General features: G+C 62.2%; 15 protein-coding genes and 1 tRNA gene. 7 read left to right on the top strand and 9 right to left on the bottom strand.

The window, feature by feature from the left end:
* Positions 1-195: 195 nt before the first annotated feature.
* A complete protein-coding gene (locus AC07VH_RS10945; RefSeq protein ID WP_494789420.1) occupies positions 196-2,082 on the top strand; it encodes an MFS transporter in 1,887 nt (628 codons plus the stop codon).
* A 3-nt stretch (positions 2,083-2,085) separates the two neighbouring features.
* On the opposite strand, the gene AC07VH_RS10940 is transcribed toward AC07VH_RS10945, so the two are convergent.
* Together AC07VH_RS10940 and AC07VH_RS10935 are read right to left on the bottom strand one after the other, a co-directional pair.
* Complete coding sequence (locus AC07VH_RS10940) at positions 2,086-3,630, bottom strand: hybrid sensor histidine kinase/response regulator (protein WP_494789419.1); 1,545 nt, start codon at positions 3,628-3,630, stop codon at positions 2,086-2,088.
* Positions 3,631-3,637: 7 nt separating this feature from the next.
* Positions 3,638-5,149 carry a DUF7125 family protein gene (locus AC07VH_RS10935; protein ID WP_494789437.1) on the bottom strand — a complete coding sequence of 504 codons (1,512 nt, stop codon included), beginning with the start codon at positions 5,147-5,149 and terminating at the stop codon, positions 3,638-3,640.
* 424 nt (positions 5,150-5,573) lie between these two features.
* Here AC07VH_RS10935 and AC07VH_RS10930 point away from each other — a divergent pair, with 424 nt between their 5' ends.
* The 6 genes from AC07VH_RS10930 (at position 5,574) to AC07VH_RS10905 (ending at position 13,607) form a co-directional block, all read left to right on the top strand.
* Positions 5,574-6,788, top strand: coding sequence for an efflux RND transporter periplasmic adaptor subunit (locus AC07VH_RS10930; RefSeq protein ID WP_494789418.1), 1,215 nt, complete (start codon positions 5,574-5,576; stop codon positions 6,786-6,788).
* 15 nt (positions 6,789-6,803) lie between these two features.
* A complete protein-coding gene (locus tag AC07VH_RS10925) occupies positions 6,804-9,968 on the top strand; it encodes an efflux RND transporter permease subunit (RefSeq protein WP_475415515.1) in 3,165 nt (1,054 codons plus the stop codon).
* Position 9,969: 1 nt separating this feature from the next.
* Positions 9,970-11,418, top strand: a complete 1,449-nt coding sequence (adeC, locus tag AC07VH_RS10920; RefSeq protein WP_494789417.1) for an AdeC/AdeK/OprM family multidrug efflux complex outer membrane factor — start codon at positions 9,970-9,972, stop codon at positions 11,416-11,418.
* A 63-nt stretch (positions 11,419-11,481) separates the two neighbouring features.
* The gene (locus AC07VH_RS10915) at positions 11,482-12,096 is read left to right on the top strand and encodes a TetR/AcrR family transcriptional regulator (RefSeq protein WP_475415513.1); all 615 of its coding nucleotides are present in this window, start codon (positions 11,482-11,484) and stop codon (positions 12,094-12,096) included.
* A gap of 103 nt (positions 12,097-12,199) precedes the next feature.
* Positions 12,200-12,276 (top strand) — tRNA-Pro (locus AC07VH_RS10910).
* 239 nt (positions 12,277-12,515) lie between these two features.
* A complete protein-coding gene (locus tag AC07VH_RS10905) occupies positions 12,516-13,607 on the top strand; it encodes an HNH endonuclease (RefSeq protein ID WP_494789416.1) in 1,092 nt (363 codons plus the stop codon).
* Positions 13,608-13,770: 163 nt separating this feature from the next.
* Here the strand turns inward: AC07VH_RS10905 and AC07VH_RS10900 are convergent, their stop codons facing one another.
* The 7 genes from AC07VH_RS10900 to AC07VH_RS10870 are packed head-to-tail and all read right to left on the bottom strand — an operon-like array spanning position 13,771 to position 17,956.
* A complete protein-coding gene (locus AC07VH_RS10900) occupies positions 13,771-14,889 on the bottom strand; it encodes a tyrosine-type recombinase/integrase (RefSeq protein WP_494789415.1) in 1,119 nt (372 codons plus the stop codon).
* A complete protein-coding gene (locus tag AC07VH_RS10895; RefSeq protein WP_494789414.1) occupies positions 14,886-15,092 on the bottom strand; it encodes a DUF4224 domain-containing protein in 207 nt (68 codons plus the stop codon). Before AC07VH_RS10895 ends, AC07VH_RS10900 begins: the two co-directional genes overlap by 4 nt.
* A gap of 22 nt (positions 15,093-15,114) precedes the next feature.
* On the bottom strand, positions 15,115-15,390 hold the full coding sequence (locus AC07VH_RS10890) for a hypothetical protein (RefSeq protein WP_494789413.1): 276 nt from the start codon (positions 15,388-15,390) through the stop codon (positions 15,115-15,117).
* The gene (locus AC07VH_RS10885; RefSeq protein WP_494789412.1) at positions 15,387-15,608 is read right to left on the bottom strand and encodes a hypothetical protein; all 222 of its coding nucleotides are present in this window, start codon (positions 15,606-15,608) and stop codon (positions 15,387-15,389) included. Before AC07VH_RS10885 ends, AC07VH_RS10890 begins: the two co-directional genes overlap by 4 nt.
* Positions 15,602-15,754, bottom strand: a complete 153-nt coding sequence (locus tag AC07VH_RS10880) for a hypothetical protein (protein ID WP_175445091.1) — start codon at positions 15,752-15,754, stop codon at positions 15,602-15,604. The genes AC07VH_RS10885 and AC07VH_RS10880 overlap by 7 nt, the downstream gene beginning before the upstream one ends.
* Positions 15,751-17,589: a replication endonuclease gene (locus AC07VH_RS10875; protein WP_494789411.1), complete on the bottom strand. Its 1,839-nt coding sequence runs from the start codon at positions 17,587-17,589 to the stop codon at positions 15,751-15,753. The genes AC07VH_RS10880 and AC07VH_RS10875 overlap by 4 nt, the downstream gene beginning before the upstream one ends.
* Complete coding sequence (locus tag AC07VH_RS10870; RefSeq protein ID WP_494789410.1) at positions 17,579-17,956, bottom strand: hypothetical protein; 378 nt, start codon at positions 17,954-17,956, stop codon at positions 17,579-17,581. Before AC07VH_RS10870 ends, AC07VH_RS10875 begins: the two co-directional genes overlap by 11 nt.
* Between the last annotated feature and the right edge of the window lie 86 nt (positions 17,957-18,042).

The following is an 18,042-nucleotide window of genomic DNA, read 5'->3' as shown; positions in this document are numbered from 1 at the left end:
TTACCTTATTATCAAGAGACAGGCGATTTCTGTTGTGTCAGGGTAAGTGCCGGGGACGGCATCAGGAAGACGTGGCCAGCATTGCGCGGCAGGCTGTTTTCCGTATTGACGCCAAGCAAGATGACGACATTCAGATTGTCGCGCGCAGGATAGTGCTGTATTTTAGCAATTCCTTAATTGCCGGTTCCCCATGCCATGAGTCAAAGCAGTCAGTTTTCCTTATTGTCGCAGCGCCGTTTCGGGCCCTTCTTCTGGACCCAGTTCTTTGGCGCCTTCAACGACAATCTGTTCAAGACGGCCCTGATGGTGATCCTCGCCTACGATGCGCTGAGCTGGACCACGCTCGACCCGTCCACCATCACCAACCTGATTCCCGGCCTGTTCATCCTGCCCTATGTCGTGTTTTCGGCCACGGCCGGCCAGCTGGCCGACAAGTTTGAAAAGGCGGGCCTGGCCCGTTTCGTCAAATGGATGGAACTGGCCATCATGGCCGTGGCCGCCGCCGGCTGGATGACGCACACGCTGTGGCTGCTGGTGGCCGCCGTGGTGGGCATGGGCATCCATTCCACCCTGTTCGGCCCCGTGAAATATGCGTATCTGCCACAACAACTGAAACCCGAGGAATTGGTCGGTGGCAATGGCCTGATCGAGATGGGCACCTTTGTCGGCATCTTGTTGGGCGAAATCCTCGGCGCCGTCTTGATCGTGCACAAGCCGCTGGGCGTGGAACTGGTGGCGGGCGCGACGATCGCCGTGGCCGTCTTGGGCCTGATCGCCAGCTACCGCGTGCCGCGCACGCCCGCGCCCGAGCCGGAGCTGAAGGTGAGCCTGAATTTTGTCGCCGAATCGTTCCGCAACCTGAATTTTTCGCGCAAGAACCGCCCCGTCTTCCTGGCCATGCTGGGCAACTCCTGGTTCTGGTTCTACGGCGCCCTGATCCTGGCCCAGTTCCCCGTATACTCGAAGGATTTCCTGCATGGCGACCACAGCGTGTTCGTGCTGCTGCTGACGGTGTTTTCCGTCGGCATCGGCACGGGTTCCTTGCTGTGCGAACGGCTGTCGGGCCACAAGATCGAGATCGGCCTGGTGCCGTTCGGCTCCATCGGCCTGTCGCTGTTCGGCATCGACCTGTATTTCGCCAGCAATGCCTACGCGAATACGCACATCGTCGATGCCCTGGCGTTTGTGGGCCAGGCCGGCGTGCCGCGCATTTTGCTCGACATCGTCATGATCGGCGTGTTCGGCGGCTTCTTCATCGTGCCCCTGTTCGCCCTGATCCAGACGCGTTGCGACCCGAAACACATTTCGCGCACGATCGCCGGCATGAATATTTTGAACGCCCTGTTCATGGTGGCTGCCGCCGGAGTGGCCATCGTGCTGCTGGGACAAGGATTTACGATCCCGCAGCTGTTCCTCGTCACGGCGATTCTGAATGCGCTGGTGGCTGCCTACATCTTCTCGCTGGTGCCGGAATTCCTCATGCGTTTCCTCGCGTGGATACTCATCCAGACCGTGCATCGGGTCAAAGTCGTCGATGGCGAGCGCATCCCTGCGGAGGGGGCGGCCGTGCTGGTTTGCAACCACGTCAGCTACGTGGACGCCATCGTCATCATGGCGGCCAGCCCCCGTCCGATCCGCTTCGTCATGGACCACCGCATCTTCAAGATGCCGCTGATGGGCTGGATTTTCCGCACGGCCAAGGCGATTCCCATCGCGCCGGCCAAGGAAGATCCTTTCCTGATGGAAAAGGCTTTCATCGATATCGCGCAAGCGCTGCATGAAGGCGAGCTGGTGTGCATCTTCCCCGAAGGCAAGCTGACGCGCACGGGCCAGATCAGCGAATTCAAGGGCGGCATCGCCAAGATCGTCGAGCGCAGCAAGGTGCCGGTGATTCCGCTGGCGCTGCGCGGTTTGTGGGGACATCTGTTGAGCCATCGCAATGGCCATTTGTTCGAGCGCGCCTTCAAGGCGGGTTTGCGCTCGCGTCTGTCGCTGGCCGTGGGCATGCCCGTGGCGCCCGAGGCCGCCACGCCGGAACTGTTGCAGCAAAAGGTGCAGGAGCTGCGCGGCAAGTGGAAATAAGCGCTATGACGTTGTCTGCGTAGCCGTCCCTTCCTGCCGTGCCAGGTGCGCGCGCAGCAGGGCGGTGATGGCGTCGAAATCCACGGGTTTCGTCAGGTGATGGTCGAAACCGGCTTGCTCGGTGCGCGCGCGCGCTTCGCCCTGGCCCCAGCCCGTCAGGGCGATCATCAGCACGTCGCGCCCGTGCGCACGCTGGCGTATCTGGCGCGCCGCCTCGTAGCCATCCATGTCCGGCATGCCCAGGTCCATCACCACCAGTTGCGGCCATACCCTGTCGACGGCTGCCAGCGCCTGCGCGCCGCCATACGCGACCTGGGCGGCATAGCCCTCGAGCTGGAACAGGCTTTGCAGGGAATCGGCCGCGTCGCGGTTGTCGTCCACCACCAGCACTGGCACGGGCTGGCCCGCGCCGGCGGGCGTGTCGCTTCCGGCGGCGGTCGGCGTGGCGGTCGGGGGGGCGCTGGCGCCGGCCGGCAGGGTGACGATGAAGCGGCTGCCGCGTCCCGGCCCGTCGCTGTAGGCCTCGATGCTGCCGCCATGCATTTCGGCAAATTGGCGCGCCAGGCTCAGGCCGATGCCCAGGCCGCTGGTTATCTGGCCCGCCACCGTGCGTCCCTGTTCGAACATGGAAAAGATGCGCGCGATGGCGTCCGGGTCGATGCCGATGCCATTGTCTTCGACCATCACCTGCAGCTGGCCCTGCGCCAGGCGCGCCGTAATGTGGATGAGCCCGTCGTCCGGCGTGAACTTCACGGCATTCGAGACGATATTGGCAAAGATCTGCACCACCCTCGCATAGTCGGCATGCAATGTGATGGGATGCGGCGGCATATCGCGGGTGATGCGGATGTGCCGGCTGCTGGCCGCGGGCTGGCATAGTTCGATGACATGCTCGAGTACTTGCTGTAACTCAAACTGCTTGCGCTGCAGCAGGACCTTGCCGCTGGTGATGCGCGCCACGTCGAGCAAGTCATCCACCAGCCGCGTCAGGTGCGTCACCTGGCGTTCGATCACGTCGCTCACCTTGCCGACCTGCTCCGATGCCGGAAACAGGTGCTTGAGCAGGGCCACCGACGACTTGATGGGGGCCAGCGGATTGCGCAGTTCATGCCCGAGGCTGGCAATGAATTCGTCCTTGCGCCGCTGCGTCTCGCGCACCTGGTACTGGCGCCGGCGCGCGCGCAGCATGGCGTGCGCCGAGGTGATCAGGGTCAGGATGTGCACGGGGCGTTCCAGCAGGGTCAGGTTGCCCAGGGCGGCGATGGCTTGGCGCACGGGCAGGGAATCGAGTCCCGCGTGCGTCAGCAGGATGATGGGCAAGTCGGACCAGTCCGGTTGCTGCCGGGCATAGGCGTCGAGCACGGAATACACGCCCGCATGCAGCGCCTCGTCGACCGTCAGTACGCCGCCGGCGCCCAGCGCCAGCTGCTCGGCCAGTTCGCCCGGCGAGCGGCAGGCGTGGCTGGCGATGGCGCTGCCCGCCAATACCGTGCCGGCCAGGGCGGCATCCTGGCCGGCAGGCGCGTAGATCAGGATGCGCTGCTCCATGGCATTCCTAAGGGAAAGGCGTGCCGCCGATGGTAGGCAAGCCCGACAGGATGCCGTGAAAGCCGGCCAGGGCCGGGCCGATGCGGATGCCCTGCGGGCTGATCTCGAAGCGGCGGATGCTGCGCTCGTGCGCGCTGCCGCGTTTCTTGAAGACGGAAATGGCTTGCCGCACCTCGCCTTCCGTTTCGTAGTAGCGCAGCATGATGACGCTGTCGGCCAGATAGCTGGCGTCGGCCGCCGTCGTCATCGAAGTGCCCAGCATGTTTTGCTGCACGCCGACGAGCAGGGTCGTCACGCCGTGCTGGCTCAGGTAATTGAGCAGTTCATGCAGGTAGGTGCTCTGGAAGCGTTCATCGGGCACGGCGTGCATGTAGCCGTTCAGGCTATCGATGACGATCACCTTGGCGCCCCGCTGCGCCGCGTCGACCACGGCCTGGGCGAATTCACCCGGTGTCAGCTCGGCCGGATCGATCTGCTGCGCGCTCAGCAGGCCTGTGTCGAGCGCCGCCTGCAGGCGCATGCCCACGCTGTCGGTCCGGTTCAGCAGCTTGCTGCGCGCCTCCTCGAACAGGAACATGGCGCATGGTTCGCCGCGCGTCGTGGCCGCGTGCACGAATTGCGCCGCCAGGGTGGACTTGCCGCTGCCGGCCGGGCCGGAAAGGAGCGTGCTCATGCCTTCTTCCAGGCCGCCGCCTATCATGGCGTCGAGTTCGGGCACGCCGCTCGACAGGCGCCGGTGCCCGCCATCGCGGCGCGTGTCGGCCGCCACCAGCCGCGGATAGACGACCAGGCCGTCACGGGCGATCTTGTAGTCGTGCGTGCCGCTGCGAAATGGCACGCCCCGGTATTTCACCACCCGCACGCGGCGCCGGTCATTGCCATAGGCCTGGTTTTGCAGCTCCAGCGCGATCACGCAATGGGCCACGCTACGCACTTGCAAGCCGTCGTCCAGCGCGGAACGGTCATCGATCAGCACGGTGGTGCAGTGCCGGCTGGCCAGATATTGTTTCAACGCCACGACCTGGCGCCGGTAGCGCAAGGGGTTTTCCGCCAGCAGCTGCAGTTCGGACAGCGAATCGAGCACGAGGCGGGCCGGGCGGTGTTTTTCGATGGCGGCCAGGATGCGCTGGTTGGTCGAGGCCAGTTCGATTTCGGACGGGTGGAAGATCGTGTACTGGCGCTCGGGATTGAGCATGTCGTCGCTGGGCGCCACTTCTTCGATGGCGATGCCGGCCAGGTCCCAGCCGTGCGACAGGGCCGCGCCGCGCAGCTCGATCTCGGATTCGGCCAGGGCGATATACAGCACGGGCGTGCCGTTGCGCGCCCCTTCGGCCAGAAACTGCAGCGCCAGGGTGGTCTTGCCAGTGCCTGGCACGCCTTCGAGCAGGTACAGGCGATCGGCCAGCAGGCCGCCCGTCAATATGGTGTCGAGGCCCGGGATGCCCGTCGACAGCAGCGGCGGCGCGTCCAGGCCGCCCGCGCCATCGTCTTGCGCCGTTCCTTGCGCCTGTGCTGTCATCATCGCGTCCTCGCTTCGCCATGCTGTGGCCAATATATTAGCGTGTCCGCCGCGGCATGTCTTTTCGATACCATTGGTAAATAATTACCTCGACATACTTGCGGGCAGGGCGGAGTGTTGCGTCCTTGTCGGCCAGTTCAGCAAAGAACTCTTGACCCTGCTAAAGTATTCACTCAATCCACCTTTTCCGCTTTGCCGTTTTAGCCACCGCTCGCCAGGTTCCTGCTCAACTGTGCTGGCGTGCCACCGCTGTTGCTGTCTTCATTTTATTGCCTCATTGATAAGTTAATTCGCTTGATAGTTACTATGTTTCAATTGTAACGATGCTTGACGATTTTAGAATGATCGTTCATTCTTTGATCTGCGTTAATAAATTTAGTCATTTCTAACGACACTAGCCAGCTTCTTTTTCAGAAAGTCCAAGATGCAACCAACCTTTTCCCTGACGTCGCCGCGTACGAGCGGCGCTATTGCCGTTCTGTGCGCCACTGTAATCATGGCCGGCTGCAGTAAAAAACAGGAAGCACCTCACGCGCAGCAAGCGCCGCAGGTGGTCGTGTTTACTGTTAATCCGGCCGCGTTGCCGATGAGCGCCGAATTGCCCGGCCGCACGAATGCCTACCAGGTCGCCGATGTGCGCCCGCAAGTGGGCGGTTTGATCCAGAAGCGCCTGTTCGTCGAGGGTAGCGATGTGAAAGCGGGCACGGCCCTGTATCAGATCGATTCCGCCACCTACCAGGCCGCCGCCAATTCGGCCAAGGCCGCGCTGTCGAAAGCCAAGGCCAACCTGTTGACGGCCGGTCCGAAAGCCGCGCGCTACAAGGAACTGGTGGCCATCGAAGGCGTCAGCCGCCAGGAATACGATGATGCCGTCGCCGCGTTCGAGCAAGCCAAGGCAGACGTCGAGTCCGCCACTGCGGCGCTGGAATCGGCGAACATCAACCTGCGCTACAGCACCGTGACGGCGCCGATCAGCGGCCGCACCAGCCGCTCGACCGTGACGGCCGGCGCGCTGGTGACGGCGGGCCAGGCCGAAGCGCTGACCACCGTGCAGCAACTCGACCCGATCTATGTCGACGTGACCCAGTCGAGCACCGACCTGCTGCGCCTGAAACGCCAGATGGCCGATGGTTCGCTGAAGAAAGTGGGCGAAGGCCAGGCCAAGGTCGACCTGATCCTGCCGGACGGCAGCAAGTACGGCGCATCGGGCAAGCTCCAGTTCGCCGGCGTGACGGTCGATCCGACCACCGGCAACGTCATCTTGCGCGCGCTGTTCCCGAACCCGAAAGGCGAATTGCTGCCAGGTATGTACGTGCGTGCGCAACTGGAAACGGGCGTGGATGAGAAAGCCATTACCGTGCCGCAAGTGGGCGTGACGCGCAACCAGAAGGGCCAGGCCACGGCCCTGATCCTGAACAAGGAAAACAAGGTCGAGCAGCGCGTGCTGACCACCAGCGGCACCGTCGGCACCAACTGGCTGGTGACGTCCGGCCTGGCCGCAGGCGACCGCGTGATCGTGGAAGGCTTGCAAAAAGTCAAGCCAGGCGCCCCAGCCGTTGCCGTGCCGGCCAAGGCCGAAGCTGCTCCTGCGCCCGCCGCTGCCGCTTCTGCCGCCGCATCGGCTGCCAGCGCCCACTAATTCAGGAGAATATTAATGGCCCGTTTTTTCATTGACCGCCCGATTTTTGCCTGGGTGGTCGCGATCGTCATCATGCTTGCCGGCGTGATTTCGATCCTCAGCCTGCCGATCGCGCAGTATCCGAGCATCGCCCCGCCGTCGATTTCGATCAGCGGCTCCTACCCTGGCGCCTCCGCCAAGACCGTGGAAGATGCGGTCACCCAGGTCATCGAACAAAAGATGAAGGGTATCGACGGCTTGCGCTACATGTCCTCGTCGAGCGATGCGACTGGCGGCATCAGCATCACGCTGACGTTTACCAGCGGGACCAATCCCGACATCGCCCAGGTGCAGGTACAGAACAAGCTGCAGCTGGCCACGCCGCTGCTGCCGACGGCTGTCACGCAACAGGGTCTTGTCGTGTCGAAAGCGACGAAGAACTTCCTGATGGTGTTCGGCTTCATTTCCGAAAACGGCAAGATGGACCAGACCGACTTGAGCGACTATGTGGCCGCCAACGTCGTCGATCCGCTGAGCCGTGTTGCCGGTGTGGGCGACGTGACCCTGTTCGGTTCGCAGTACGCCATGCGTATCTGGCTCGACCCGGCCAAGCTGCAAAGTTTTAACCTGACCCCGGCGGACGTGATCACGGCCGTGCAGGCGCAGAATGCGGAAGTGTCGGCCGGTGAACTGGGCGGCACGCCGTCCGTCAAGGGCCAGCAGCTGAACGCCACCGTGTCGGCGCAAAGCCGTTTGCAAACGGTGGAGCAGTTCGGCGCCATCTTGCTGAAAACCACGACCAACGGTGCCATGGTGTACCTGAAGGATGTGGCCAGCATGGAACTGGGCCGCGAGAACTACAACACCGTGGCCCGCTACAACGGCCATGCGGCCACCGGCGTGGCGATCAAGCTGGCGACGGGCGCCAACGCGCTCGATACGGCCAATGCGGCGAAAGCCATGCTGGGCAACCTGAGCAAGCAATTCCCTGAAGGCATGAGCTACCAGGTGGCGTTCGACACCACCCCGTTCGTGAAACTGTCCATCGAAGAAGTGGTGAAAACCCTGGTCGAAGCGGTGATCCTGGTATTCCTCGTGATGTATCTGTTCCTGCAGAACTTCCGCGCCACCCTGATCCCGACCATGGCCGTGCCGGTCGTGCTGCTGGGTACCTTCGGCATCCTGAACGCCTTCGGCTATTCGATCAATACGCTCACCATGTTCGCCATGGTGCTGGCCATCGGCCTGCTGGTCGACGATGCGATCGTGGTGGTGGAAAACGTCGAGCGCGTGATGAGCGAAGAGGGCTTGTCGCCGCTGGAAGCGACGCGCAAGTCGATGACGCAGATCACGGGCGCGCTGGTCGGTATCGCCATGGTGCTGTCGGCCGTGTTCGTGCCGATGGCCTTCTTCGGCGGTTCGACGGGCGTGATCTACCGCCAGTTCTCGATCACGATCGTCTCGTCGATGGTGCTGTCCGTCATCGTCGCGCTGGTGTTTACGCCAGCCTTGTGCGCCACCCTGTTGAAACCGGTCGAGAAGGGCCATCACGCGACGAACAAGGGTTTCTTCGGCTGGTTCAACCGCAGCTTCGACCGCAGCAGCAACACCTACCAGGGCTGGGTCGGCGCCATGATCACGCACCGTTTCCGCTCGATGCTGCTGTACGTGCTGCTGCTGGCTGGCCTGGTGTTCATCTTCATGCGCCTGCCGACCTCGTTCCTGCCGGAAGAAGACCAGGGCATCCTGTTTACGCAGATTCAATTGCCGACGGGCGCCACGCAAGAGCGCACCCTGAAGGTGATCGAACAGGTCGAAGACCACTTCATGAACAGCGAGAAGGACAACGTCGCTTCCGTGTTTGCCGTCGCCGGTTTCAGCTTCGGCGGTAACGGCCAGAATACGGGTATCGCCTTCGTGCGCCTGAAAGACTGGTCGCTGCGCAAGGACGTGGCGCAGAAGGCGCCGGCCGTGGCCGGTCGCGCCATGGGCAAGCTGTTGCAGATCAAGGATGCGATGGTGTTTACCTTCGCCCCGCCTGCCGTGCTGGAACTGGGTAACGCCACCGGTTTCGACATGCAGCTGCAGGACATCGGCGGTGTCGGCCATGACGCCCTGATGGCGGCGCGTAACCAGTTGCTGGGCATGGCGTCGCAGAATCCGGCCATGGTGGGCGTGCGCCCGAACGGCCAGGAAGATACGCCGCAGTACAAGATCGACATCGACCAGCAGAAAGCCACCGCGCTGGGCTTGCAGATCTCGGAAATCAACCGCGTGCTGAGCGTGGGCTGGGGTAGCTCGTATGTGAACGACTTCCTCGACCGTGGCCGCGTGAAGAAAGTGTTCATGCAAGGTAATGCCGAATCGCGCATGCTGCCGGAAGACTTGAACAAGTGGTTCGTGCGCAACACGGCTGGCCAGATGGTGCCGTTCTCGGCCTTTGCCACCGGCAAGTGGATTTACGCGTCGCCGCGCCTGGAACGCTACAACGGCTTGCCGTCGGTAGAGATCCTCGGTACGCCGGCGCCGGGCCAGAGCACGGGCGCCGCCATGAACGCGATGGAAGAGATGGTGGCCAAGCTGCCGCCTGGCATCGGCTTCAGCTGGACCGGCGTCTCGCTGGAAGAGCGCGAATCCGGTTCGCAGACGCCGCAGCTGTACGCGCTGTCGCTGCTGATCGTCTTCCTGTGCCTGGCTGCGCTGTATGAAAGCTGGTCGATTCCATTCTCCGTGCTGCTGGTCGTGCCGCTGGGCGTGATCGGCGCCGTGCTCGGTACCTGGCTGTTCGGCCTGTCGAACGACGTGTACTTCCAGGTGGGCTTGCTCACGGTGGTGGGCTTGTCGGCGAAGAACGCGATTCTGATCGTGGAATTTGCCAAGGAAATGCAGGAATCGGGTATGTCGCTGCTGGACGCGACCTTGCATGCGGTGCGTCTGCGTCTGCGTCCGATTCTGATGACCTCGATTGCCTTCGGCCTGGGCGTGTTGCCACTGGCCATTTCCAGCGGCGCCGGTTCCGGCAGCCAGAACGCCATCGGTATCGGCGTGCTGGGCGGTATGTTGACGGCCACGTTCCTCGGTATCTTCTTCGTGCCGGTGTTCTTCGTGCTGGTGCGCGGCTTCTTCTCGAAGCCGGATGCGCCCGCCACGCCGGCGACGCCTGGTTCGCCAGCCGTCACGCTTTCCAAGGATGCACATTAATATGAAAAAATCACTATTCTCCATGGCGGCGCTGGCCTTGCTGGCCGGTTGCAGCCTGGCTCCCACGTACGAGCGTCCGGCAGCGCCGGCGCCCACGGCGTGGCCGACGGGCCCTTCCTACAAGGCCGACACGGCCGCCGCCGACGCCAAGCCGGTGGCGGACGTCGCCTGGCGCGAGTTCTTTGCCGATGCGCGCCTGCGCCAGGTACTGGAACTGGCGCTGGCCAACAACCGCGACCTGCGCGTCTCGATCCTCAACATCGAGAAGGCGCGTGCCACCTACGGCATCGAACGCGCCGCCCTGATCCCGACCCTGTCGGCCTCGGGCGGCCAGTCGGCCACGCGCATTTCGAAAAACGCCAGCCCGACGGGCGAAGCGTCCATCAACCGCCAGTACACGGCGAACCTGGGCGTGTCGGCCTACGAGCTGGACTTCTTCGGCCGCGTGCGCAGCCTGTCCGACAGCGCGCTGGAGCAATACCTGGGCACGGAAGAAGCACGCCGTGCACAGCAGATCAGCCTGGTGGCCGAAGTGGCCAGCACCTATCTGAACCTGGTGGCCGACCAGCAGCGCCTGCGCGTGGCGCAGGACACCCTGAAGAGCCAGCAGTCGTCGTATGACCTGGCCGTGCGCCGCTTCAGCGCGGGCGCCACCTCGGGCCTGGACAAGTACGATGCCCAGACCAGTGTCGAGTCGGCCCGTTCCGACGTGGCTGTCTACACGAGCCAGGTGGCGCTGGACCAGAACGCGCTGGTCCTGCTGGTGGGCGGCCCCGTGCCGGCCGACCTGTTGCCGCCAGCCGAGTTCGGCGCCGTGACGGCGCTGACGGACATTCCGTCCGGCGTGCCGTCGGACGTGCTGCAGCGCCGTCCCGACGTATTGGCGGCCGAGCGCACCCTGCGCGCCGCCAACGCCAACATCGGCGCGGCGCGCGCGGCCTTCTTCCCGCGCATTTCGCTGACGGCCACGGCCGGTTCGGTCAGCGACAACCTGTCGGGCCTGTTCAAGGGCGGCAGCGGCACGTGGAGTTTCCTGCCGCAGATCAGCTTGCCGATCTTCGATGGCGGCGTGAATCGCGCCAACCTCGATATCGCCAAGGTGCAGCGTGAAATCTCCGTGGCGCAATACGAAAAGGCGATCCAGGTGGCCTTCCGTGAAGTGTCCGATGCGCTGGCCCAGCGCGGCACCATCGACGAGCGCCTGCAATCGCAGGTCTCGCTGGTCGAGGCGTCGACGAAGAGCTACACCATCCACGACGCGCGCTACAAGCAGGGCGCCGAGTCCTACCTGAACGCCCTGGTGGCCCAGCGCGCGCTGTACACGGCGCAGCAAAGCCTGATCACGGCGCGCCTGGCCAAATCGACCAACCTGGTCACCTTGTACAAGGTGCTGGGCGGCGGTTGGCAGCCTGAGCAGACAGCCGTCGCGGCGGCTGGCGGCGCCCAATAATCACGGGGACGCCGACGCCGGCCTTGCCCGCAAGGGCAGGGCCGGCGCGCTACTGGAAAAGTCATGAACCAAGTTGAAAAGAAGCATCCGGATCCCGAGCGCGCCAACACGCGGCGCAAGCAGGTGCTCGATGCGGCCGAAAGCTGCTTCAGCCGCCGCGGTTTCCACGGCGCCAGCATGGCCGAGATATCGAAGGCGGCCGGCATGAGCGCGGGCCACATCTATAATTATTTTGACAGCAAGGACGCGATCATCGCCGCCTTCGTCATGCAGAATACGGAGCGGGTGTCGAACCTGATGCAGGACCTGGCGCAGCGCGACGATCCGCTGCAGGCGGTGATCGACAATGCGGGCGAGCATGTGCTCGAAGCGCTGGACCCGACCACGTGGATGATGCCGCTGGAAATCTTTGCCGAAGCGTCGCGCAATCCGGTGATCGCGGAAATGCTGCAATGCTCGGACCGGCGCTCGCGCCAGTTATTTCTCTCCATCATACGCGACGCGCGCATCAAGCGCGGCTTGCCGGCTGGCGAGGAAATGCTGCAAGGGCGCCTTGATGCCCTGGTGGCCATGTACCAGGGTCTGCCCGTGCGCTTCATTCACAATCCGGACGTGAAGGTCGAGCCGCTGATCGCGGGCTTTCGCATCGTCCTGACGGCGCTTCTGCTGAGCGAATAGGGCGCTTGAACGGGGCATGCAAAAAAGTTTGCGCAGATCGACATGAATCGTGCGCAAAAGCATGGCAAAAACCTAAAAGCGTCTGCTATAATTCCCACCTCGTCGGGGCGTAGCGCAGCCTGGTAGCGTACATGCATGGGGTGCATGGGGTCGGAAGTTCGAATCTTCTCGCCCCGACCATTAGATTCAAGGAGTTACAGCGCAAGCTGTATAAAAACCCAGTACTGTATATTATACGTTTGTATAATATCGGTGCTGGGTTTTTCCGTTTACGTGCCGTATGATTTGCTCATTACCGCATTCCGATGAGTCACTATAGACCGCTCAACAATCGTTTGGGGCCTTTGCCGGAGAACGTTCTGCAAATGGCATCGCTGTTCAGAACCACTACGGATCGATAAACCGGTTAGATACCAGCCATGAGCATATACTCGTTCCAACTCAATCAACAGTACAAGCGCAGTGAAATTAGAGCCGCCCTCGGACTCGACCCAAAATCGAAAGGTGGTTCTGTTGACACTGGGTATGTGCAGCGGAACGGGGCCGATTTTGTGTTCTGCACTGTAGGCGGTACCAGCCGCACGGGTCATAACTACAACAATTACTTTGAAGGCAAAGATTTGATCTGGCGCGGGAAGACTAACAGCCACATTTATCAGCCTACTATCGAGAGAATGACAGGGGCAGATGCGGAAGTTCATGTTTTTTGGCGCGTAGGTGACCGCGATCCCTTTACTTATGCAGGGCTGGGGAAAGCAGTTGCGGTTTGGGACGAAACGCCAGTCAGAGTCCGTTGGCGGTTCAGCGCTGATCAAGGGGATGTCAAACTGTTGGGCAGTTCGGGACGGCTACCAGCAAAAGAGTTAAAAAAGATTGGCCAAGACCACGTTCATCAAGCAGTTCAATTACTCCGCGATGGCAGTGCTGAGCATCAGTTTGGTCCTTCGACAGACTATGATTTGATCGACTCGGATGGCGTTACGTTGCCACCTAAAGCAGTATTCGGCCTTGCGGCGCGGCTTGCTTTAGGATTCGATGTTTTGCCTCAGCACTTCACGGCAGGTGAGACGTCCCCTTGCTTTCGCATCCTTCGACGGGCGGGCTATCAAATCGTACCGAAGGAAAGGCAGGACGAGTCTACAAACGAATTTTCTGAGGATTCGCAGAATGAGCCGACACTTGAATTATCTGAGGATGACCGAGAATGGGTCGAGGGTAGGCCGAAGCTCATAAGGCATCTTGTGCGTGAGCGTGCTAAGGGACTTGCGCAAGCAAAACGATTACGTTTTAAGCGCGATCACGGAAAGTTGTTTTGTGAACGCTGCAAGCTTGACCCTGTTGAGTTTTACGGATCGATCGATGGTGAGGCCTGTATTGAAGTCCATCACAGCGAAACTCAAGTGAGCGAGATGAAACTGGGACATACGACTCGCTTGGACTCCCTTCAGTGCCTGTGCGCGAACTGTCATCGACTAGTGCACAAACAGTTGAAGGAAGGATATCCGACGTAACAGCTGGCGCAAGTCTCTGCTTGGAGTGCCTATTGAACATCCAGCGGATTCGATGCCACATGCGGGCGAGCTTGAACGTTCATCACGATGGGTGGTTCCGTTGAGAGGTGGAACCGCCGTCCGGCGTTGATATAGGACGGCGGCAATTTGTAAAAGTCGGGCTTCACTCAAGCCAGGGCAATGCCATCGGAATCTCGGAAACATCCGCGATCACTTCCTTGATGTAGATATCCGTGGTCTTGCCTGACGTGTGCACCAGGCGCTTTTGAATGTCGGTGCGGTTCTCCCCGCGGCGTGCCGCATCCGTGGCCGCCAGTGCCCGGATATCGCGGAATACCACGTCATCCTTCATGCCAATGCGCTCCTTTGCACGGTCCCACATCGAACTGAGGCCTGAACGGGTGTAGGCGCCGCCTTTTTGCGTCGGGAACACGAACTGGCTGATCAGCCCATACTTGATTTTCAGTCCACGGGCGCGGGCGATCACCTCGGCAATCTCAGGCGTGACGATAATGTCGACGGCCTTGCCGCTGGTTTTTTGCGTCTTGCTTGGCTTGATCCTGATCCGCCCATCCTCGATCTGTGATTCTTTCAGCATGCGGATATCGATGCCGCGTGCCCACAGCAGGTAGGACATATCGATGATGCATGCGAACATGGGGCCGCTGGCCGTCGGGATGCTCAAACCTGTACCCTTGCGTTCCTTGCTCATCATGCCGGCTTCGCGTATCGCTTGCACTTGCGCATGCGTGGCCAGCACCTCGCGCCGTCCGGTCTTGTAGCTGGACATGTCGAGTTGATCGATAGGGTTGTCCTGGCGCAGGCCCAGTTCACCGATGATGAACTTGAACAGCCTGCTCATCAGCGCCGCATACTTCTTCGCTGTGTTCGGCGTGCTTTTGAAGTTGTCGCGCAAGAAGCCGGCGCAGTCCTTGGTTGTCACCTGGGATGCGTGGAACTCTTCGAACTCGTCGGCGATCACGTCCAGGTAGCGACGGTAGGCATCTTGCGTATCCTTCCCATAGTTGCCCAGTTTATTTTCTTTGAATTCCACGCAGGCATGAGGCATCGAGCCTTCGACAAGTTGCGGACTGCCCAGCAGCGCGGCCAGGGCCGTCAGCATTTTGCTTTCTCCCTCGACCGCATAGGCAAGGTGAATCCAGCTCTGTATTTTGCCATTGGCCGGGTTACGCATGGGCGCGGCGGCCAGGTAGCGATACGCGCCGTTTTTCAGATAGACCCGACGCGGCAGGCCGCGATTGGTTTTGCGGTGACGATTCATTTTCTGGCAGATTTCCTTACAGGGGCAGGGGGCGCCGGCATGCTGGCGGGATGGACCAGATGCATGCGCAGGACGCGAACTGTGTTGTCGTGCAATCTGGTGGCGGGCACGCCCATTTCCTTCAAGACGCGCAGCTGCTCTGCCGCGCGCCGGTAGTGCGTCAGGTCGATAACCTCTTGATCGCTCAATGCCAAGTCGCTCATGTCGGTATTTATCCTTATTGGTCTATGAAATAGTTTTTATCAGGTCGAGCTGGCGCGGGTCGCTCTGGTCCAGCACGTAGATATAGGCCATGCCGCCTGGCGCACACTCCTCGCGGTCTGGTTGACCATTGGCTATGGCAAGTGCTGCTGCAGTGGAGCACACACCGAACGATCGCTCAAACAGACAACCTTCGCAGTTCGCTGCCTCTGCTTCCCGCGCCTTGAAACGCACCGCCGTTGGATCGATAGGCTTGGCGCGCTCACCGCGCCATCTGTCGCTTGTGATACACCTCGTCATGTTGCTGTCGCAGTGAGCGGCTGCACAGCAGCAAGCGGCACGGCCCGAAACACGCCCGGCCACTGGTGATCCAGCTCCACCCACGCATGCAGCTCGCCATTGCCCACATCACGGCGCAAGTCGTTGACGGTGCCGGCCTGGTAGCCTTCATCGGTATCGAATGTCACGCGGTCGCCCAAGGCGATTTGTCGCGGTGAATTGGTCAGGGTGTTCAGCATTGCGGTGCTCCTTTCAGTTTGGCGGTAACACCGCACACGCCGTAGCGGTCGATGGCGGCGTCGATCACGTCGCCGCTGGATGCGGCAACCTCAAAAAATTCAAAGCGTTCGGTTTGCGTGCGAACGATCACGGCAAAGGTGCTCATGTGCCATTTCCTTCGTGGGGTGGGTTGTCGGGGACGATCAGCCGGGGATACGGGCAGGCGTTGACGGCCGCCCAGGCGGCAATCAGTGCAGTTTTTGCCTCGTCGGGCAGATTGGGCACGGGTGCCGCTGGCGGCGTGGCCGGGGCAGGGCGGTCGGGGTGCGTACAGTTATTTACACGAGTCCGAGGAACGGCAACCCCAACAGCCACCGCGCGAGCGCCTGTGGCCTGTACCGGCGTCCACGTATGGCGCACGGACTTGAAGACCACGCCGATGAGGTCGCTGCAGCGCACGCCGTAGGGCGTGGTGCGTAGGGTTTCACCATAGCGGCCGATGACGGTCTTTTCGTCCTTGGCCAGGGTGACGACAAGTTCCTTGCGCGGCACCAGGGCACCGCCCTGGGCGCGCAGGTACTCGGCCCAGCAGGCGCGCTTTTCGCCGTCGATCTTTTGCACGGCGTCCCAGGCGCGGCGCATGGCGGCAGGCGCTTCGTTGAGCATACTTTCCTCGATGCGGCGCAGTTCGCGCCACACGGTGACGGGCGCGCCGCCCCATTGCTGGAATTGACGGATGCCCCAGCACGCGGCCCAGGACTCGACGCGTGCCGATGGCGTCAGCTCGACATCGCCGTCGGTGTCGGCCGTGACGACATAGCCTTCTTTTGTCTTGTGCTCGGCCACGCCGTCGATGTTCTTGGCCACGTACTTGGCGATGTAGCCGGCGGCGCTGCCCTTGGCCCAGTCGATGCGTTTCACGTCCAGGCGGCGCGCGAAGGCGCCCGGCTCGCCACGGTCCACGCGCCAGGCGTAGCGCTTCATGATGCGGATGGCGCGGCCCGCCACGTCCTGCAGGTGGGTCGTCTTGTATTTCGCGGTGGGGCGCACGAACAGCAGCAGATGCCAATGCGGGCAGCCGTCGTGGTGCGGCTCTGCAATGCGAAAGCCGTACAGGCCGATGCCACGGCGCGCCAGCGCGGAGCGGCACAGCGATGTCATCTTGCCTAAATATGCATTGGCCTCGCGCGGCGTGGAACCGTCGAACTTGTCGTTCGGCTTGCCGCTGTGCTGCATGGCGTGGAAGCGCGATGGGCACGTCCAGGTGATGAAAATGCCCTGGTCGCCGCACTCGCGGGCGATCTGCTCAAAGCCGTTGATGCGCAACATCAGCTCGCCGCGCCGGATGGCTTTATTCGCCGTCGTTTTCTCGGCCAGCTCGGCGATGCTGAATTGCTGGCCGTTCTCGTTTTGCACCAGCGTGGCGGCCAGCGCTGCCGCGTTGCGCCGGTTCTGCGCCAGACGCGACAGCACGGCATCATTGCTGGCGTAGGGTTCGCCGCGATAGTTCACGTAGCCCAGGCGGATATTGCCGGCTTCAAAGGCGCGCTTGACGCGCTTGCGCAACTGGCGACGCCACCAGCGTGCATCCACCAGGCGGGCGATGGTGTCGGCCAGCGTGTCGAACTCGGGCAGCTCGATGCCATACGAGGCGCATTCACTTTCCATGATCTGCAGGGCGTGCGTGTCGGACAAGGCCATCCACAGCATTTTGGTCACGCCGGCCGCTGCGCGCTCGGCGGTGGCCACGATGTCTGCGTCGCTCTGCGACAGGTCGACGCCGGCCGGCACGTACTGCTCGGCGAACTCGCGCACAAAGCTGGTGGCGATGGATTCATAGACTCTGTACCAGGACGACCAGGCCATTTTTGCCATGGCGGCCGTGATGACGCGGTTGCGCCACTTGTAGGGAATGCGGGCCAGCTCGGGCGCGAACTGGGCGGATCGCAAGAAAGCTTCGTGACGCTGTGCGTCAGGCAGCAGGATTTGTTTAGATTGCATTCAACAGTCTTTCGTACACACGGATGGCGGCAGAGGTGGCGGCGCGCAGCGCGATGCGCTCTTCCTCGGTAAATGAGTGAATCGGCGATTCCCAGCGGTCGGCGTCCAGGCCGGCGGCAATCAGCACGGAGCGGCGCGCGCCGCGCGGCGACAATCCCCAGGCTTGGGCGATAAAGCGCGCCTCGCTGGCACGCCGCTGCTCGATGGCGCGCAAGCTGGCCCGCTCGGCCAGGCTGGCTTTCGCCGCTGCAATGGCGGCCAGCGCCTCCGGCGCCCCTGGGGGCGTCGGCACGTCCCTGTCACGGGCGGCGAGGATGGCCGCCGCCGGCAGGAACGACAGGTGATTGTCGATAAGGGACGCCGGCATGGTTCAGTCCTTGATGAAGCCAATGGCCCGCAGCAGATCGGGTGCAATGACGATCAGGAGCGACAGTAGCCAGATGCCGCAGGTCT

The sequence above is a fragment of the Janthinobacterium sp. GW821-FHT03C10 genome (genome assembly GCF_059420865.1).
This window is presented reverse-complemented; position numbering and strand designations above follow the sequence as displayed.

Bases quoted from the DNA above. Each gene is read 5' to 3' on its own strand.
- AC07VH_RS10945 (WP_494789420.1), top strand. From the start codon at position 196: ATGAGTCAAAGCAGTCAGTTTTCCTTATTGTCGCAGCGCCGTTTCGGG.
- AC07VH_RS10940 (WP_494789419.1), bottom strand. From the start codon at position 3,630: ATGGAGCAGCGCATCCTGATCTACGCGCCTGCCGGCCAGGATGCCGCC.
- AC07VH_RS10935 (WP_494789437.1), bottom strand. From the start codon at position 5,149: ATGACAGCACAGGCGCAAGGAACGGCGCAAGACGATGGCGCGGGCGGC.
- AC07VH_RS10930 (WP_494789418.1), top strand. From the start codon at position 5,574: ATGCAACCAACCTTTTCCCTGACGTCGCCGCGTACGAGCGGCGCTATT.
- AC07VH_RS10925 (WP_475415515.1), top strand. From the start codon at position 6,804: ATGGCCCGTTTTTTCATTGACCGCCCGATTTTTGCCTGGGTGGTCGCG.
- adeC (WP_494789417.1), top strand. From the start codon at position 9,970: ATGAAAAAATCACTATTCTCCATGGCGGCGCTGGCCTTGCTGGCCGGT.
- AC07VH_RS10915 (WP_475415513.1), top strand. From the start codon at position 11,482: ATGAACCAAGTTGAAAAGAAGCATCCGGATCCCGAGCGCGCCAACACG.
- AC07VH_RS10905 (WP_494789416.1), top strand. From the start codon at position 12,516: ATGAGCATATACTCGTTCCAACTCAATCAACAGTACAAGCGCAGTGAA.
- AC07VH_RS10900 (WP_494789415.1), bottom strand. From the start codon at position 14,889: ATGAATCGTCACCGCAAAACCAATCGCGGCCTGCCGCGTCGGGTCTAT.
- AC07VH_RS10895 (WP_494789414.1), bottom strand. From the start codon at position 15,092: ATGAGCGACTTGGCATTGAGCGATCAAGAGGTTATCGACCTGACGCAC.
- AC07VH_RS10890 (WP_494789413.1), bottom strand. From the start codon at position 15,390: ATGACGAGGTGTATCACAAGCGACAGATGGCGCGGTGAGCGCGCCAAG.
- AC07VH_RS10885 (WP_494789412.1), bottom strand. From the start codon at position 15,608: ATGCTGAACACCCTGACCAATTCACCGCGACAAATCGCCTTGGGCGAC.
- AC07VH_RS10880 (WP_175445091.1), bottom strand. From the start codon at position 15,754: ATGAGCACCTTTGCCGTGATCGTTCGCACGCAAACCGAACGCTTTGAA.
- AC07VH_RS10875 (WP_494789411.1), bottom strand. From the start codon at position 17,589: ATGCAATCTAAACAAATCCTGCTGCCTGACGCACAGCGTCACGAAGCT.
- AC07VH_RS10870 (WP_494789410.1), bottom strand. From the start codon at position 17,956: ATGCCGGCGTCCCTTATCGACAATCACCTGTCGTTCCTGCCGGCGGCG.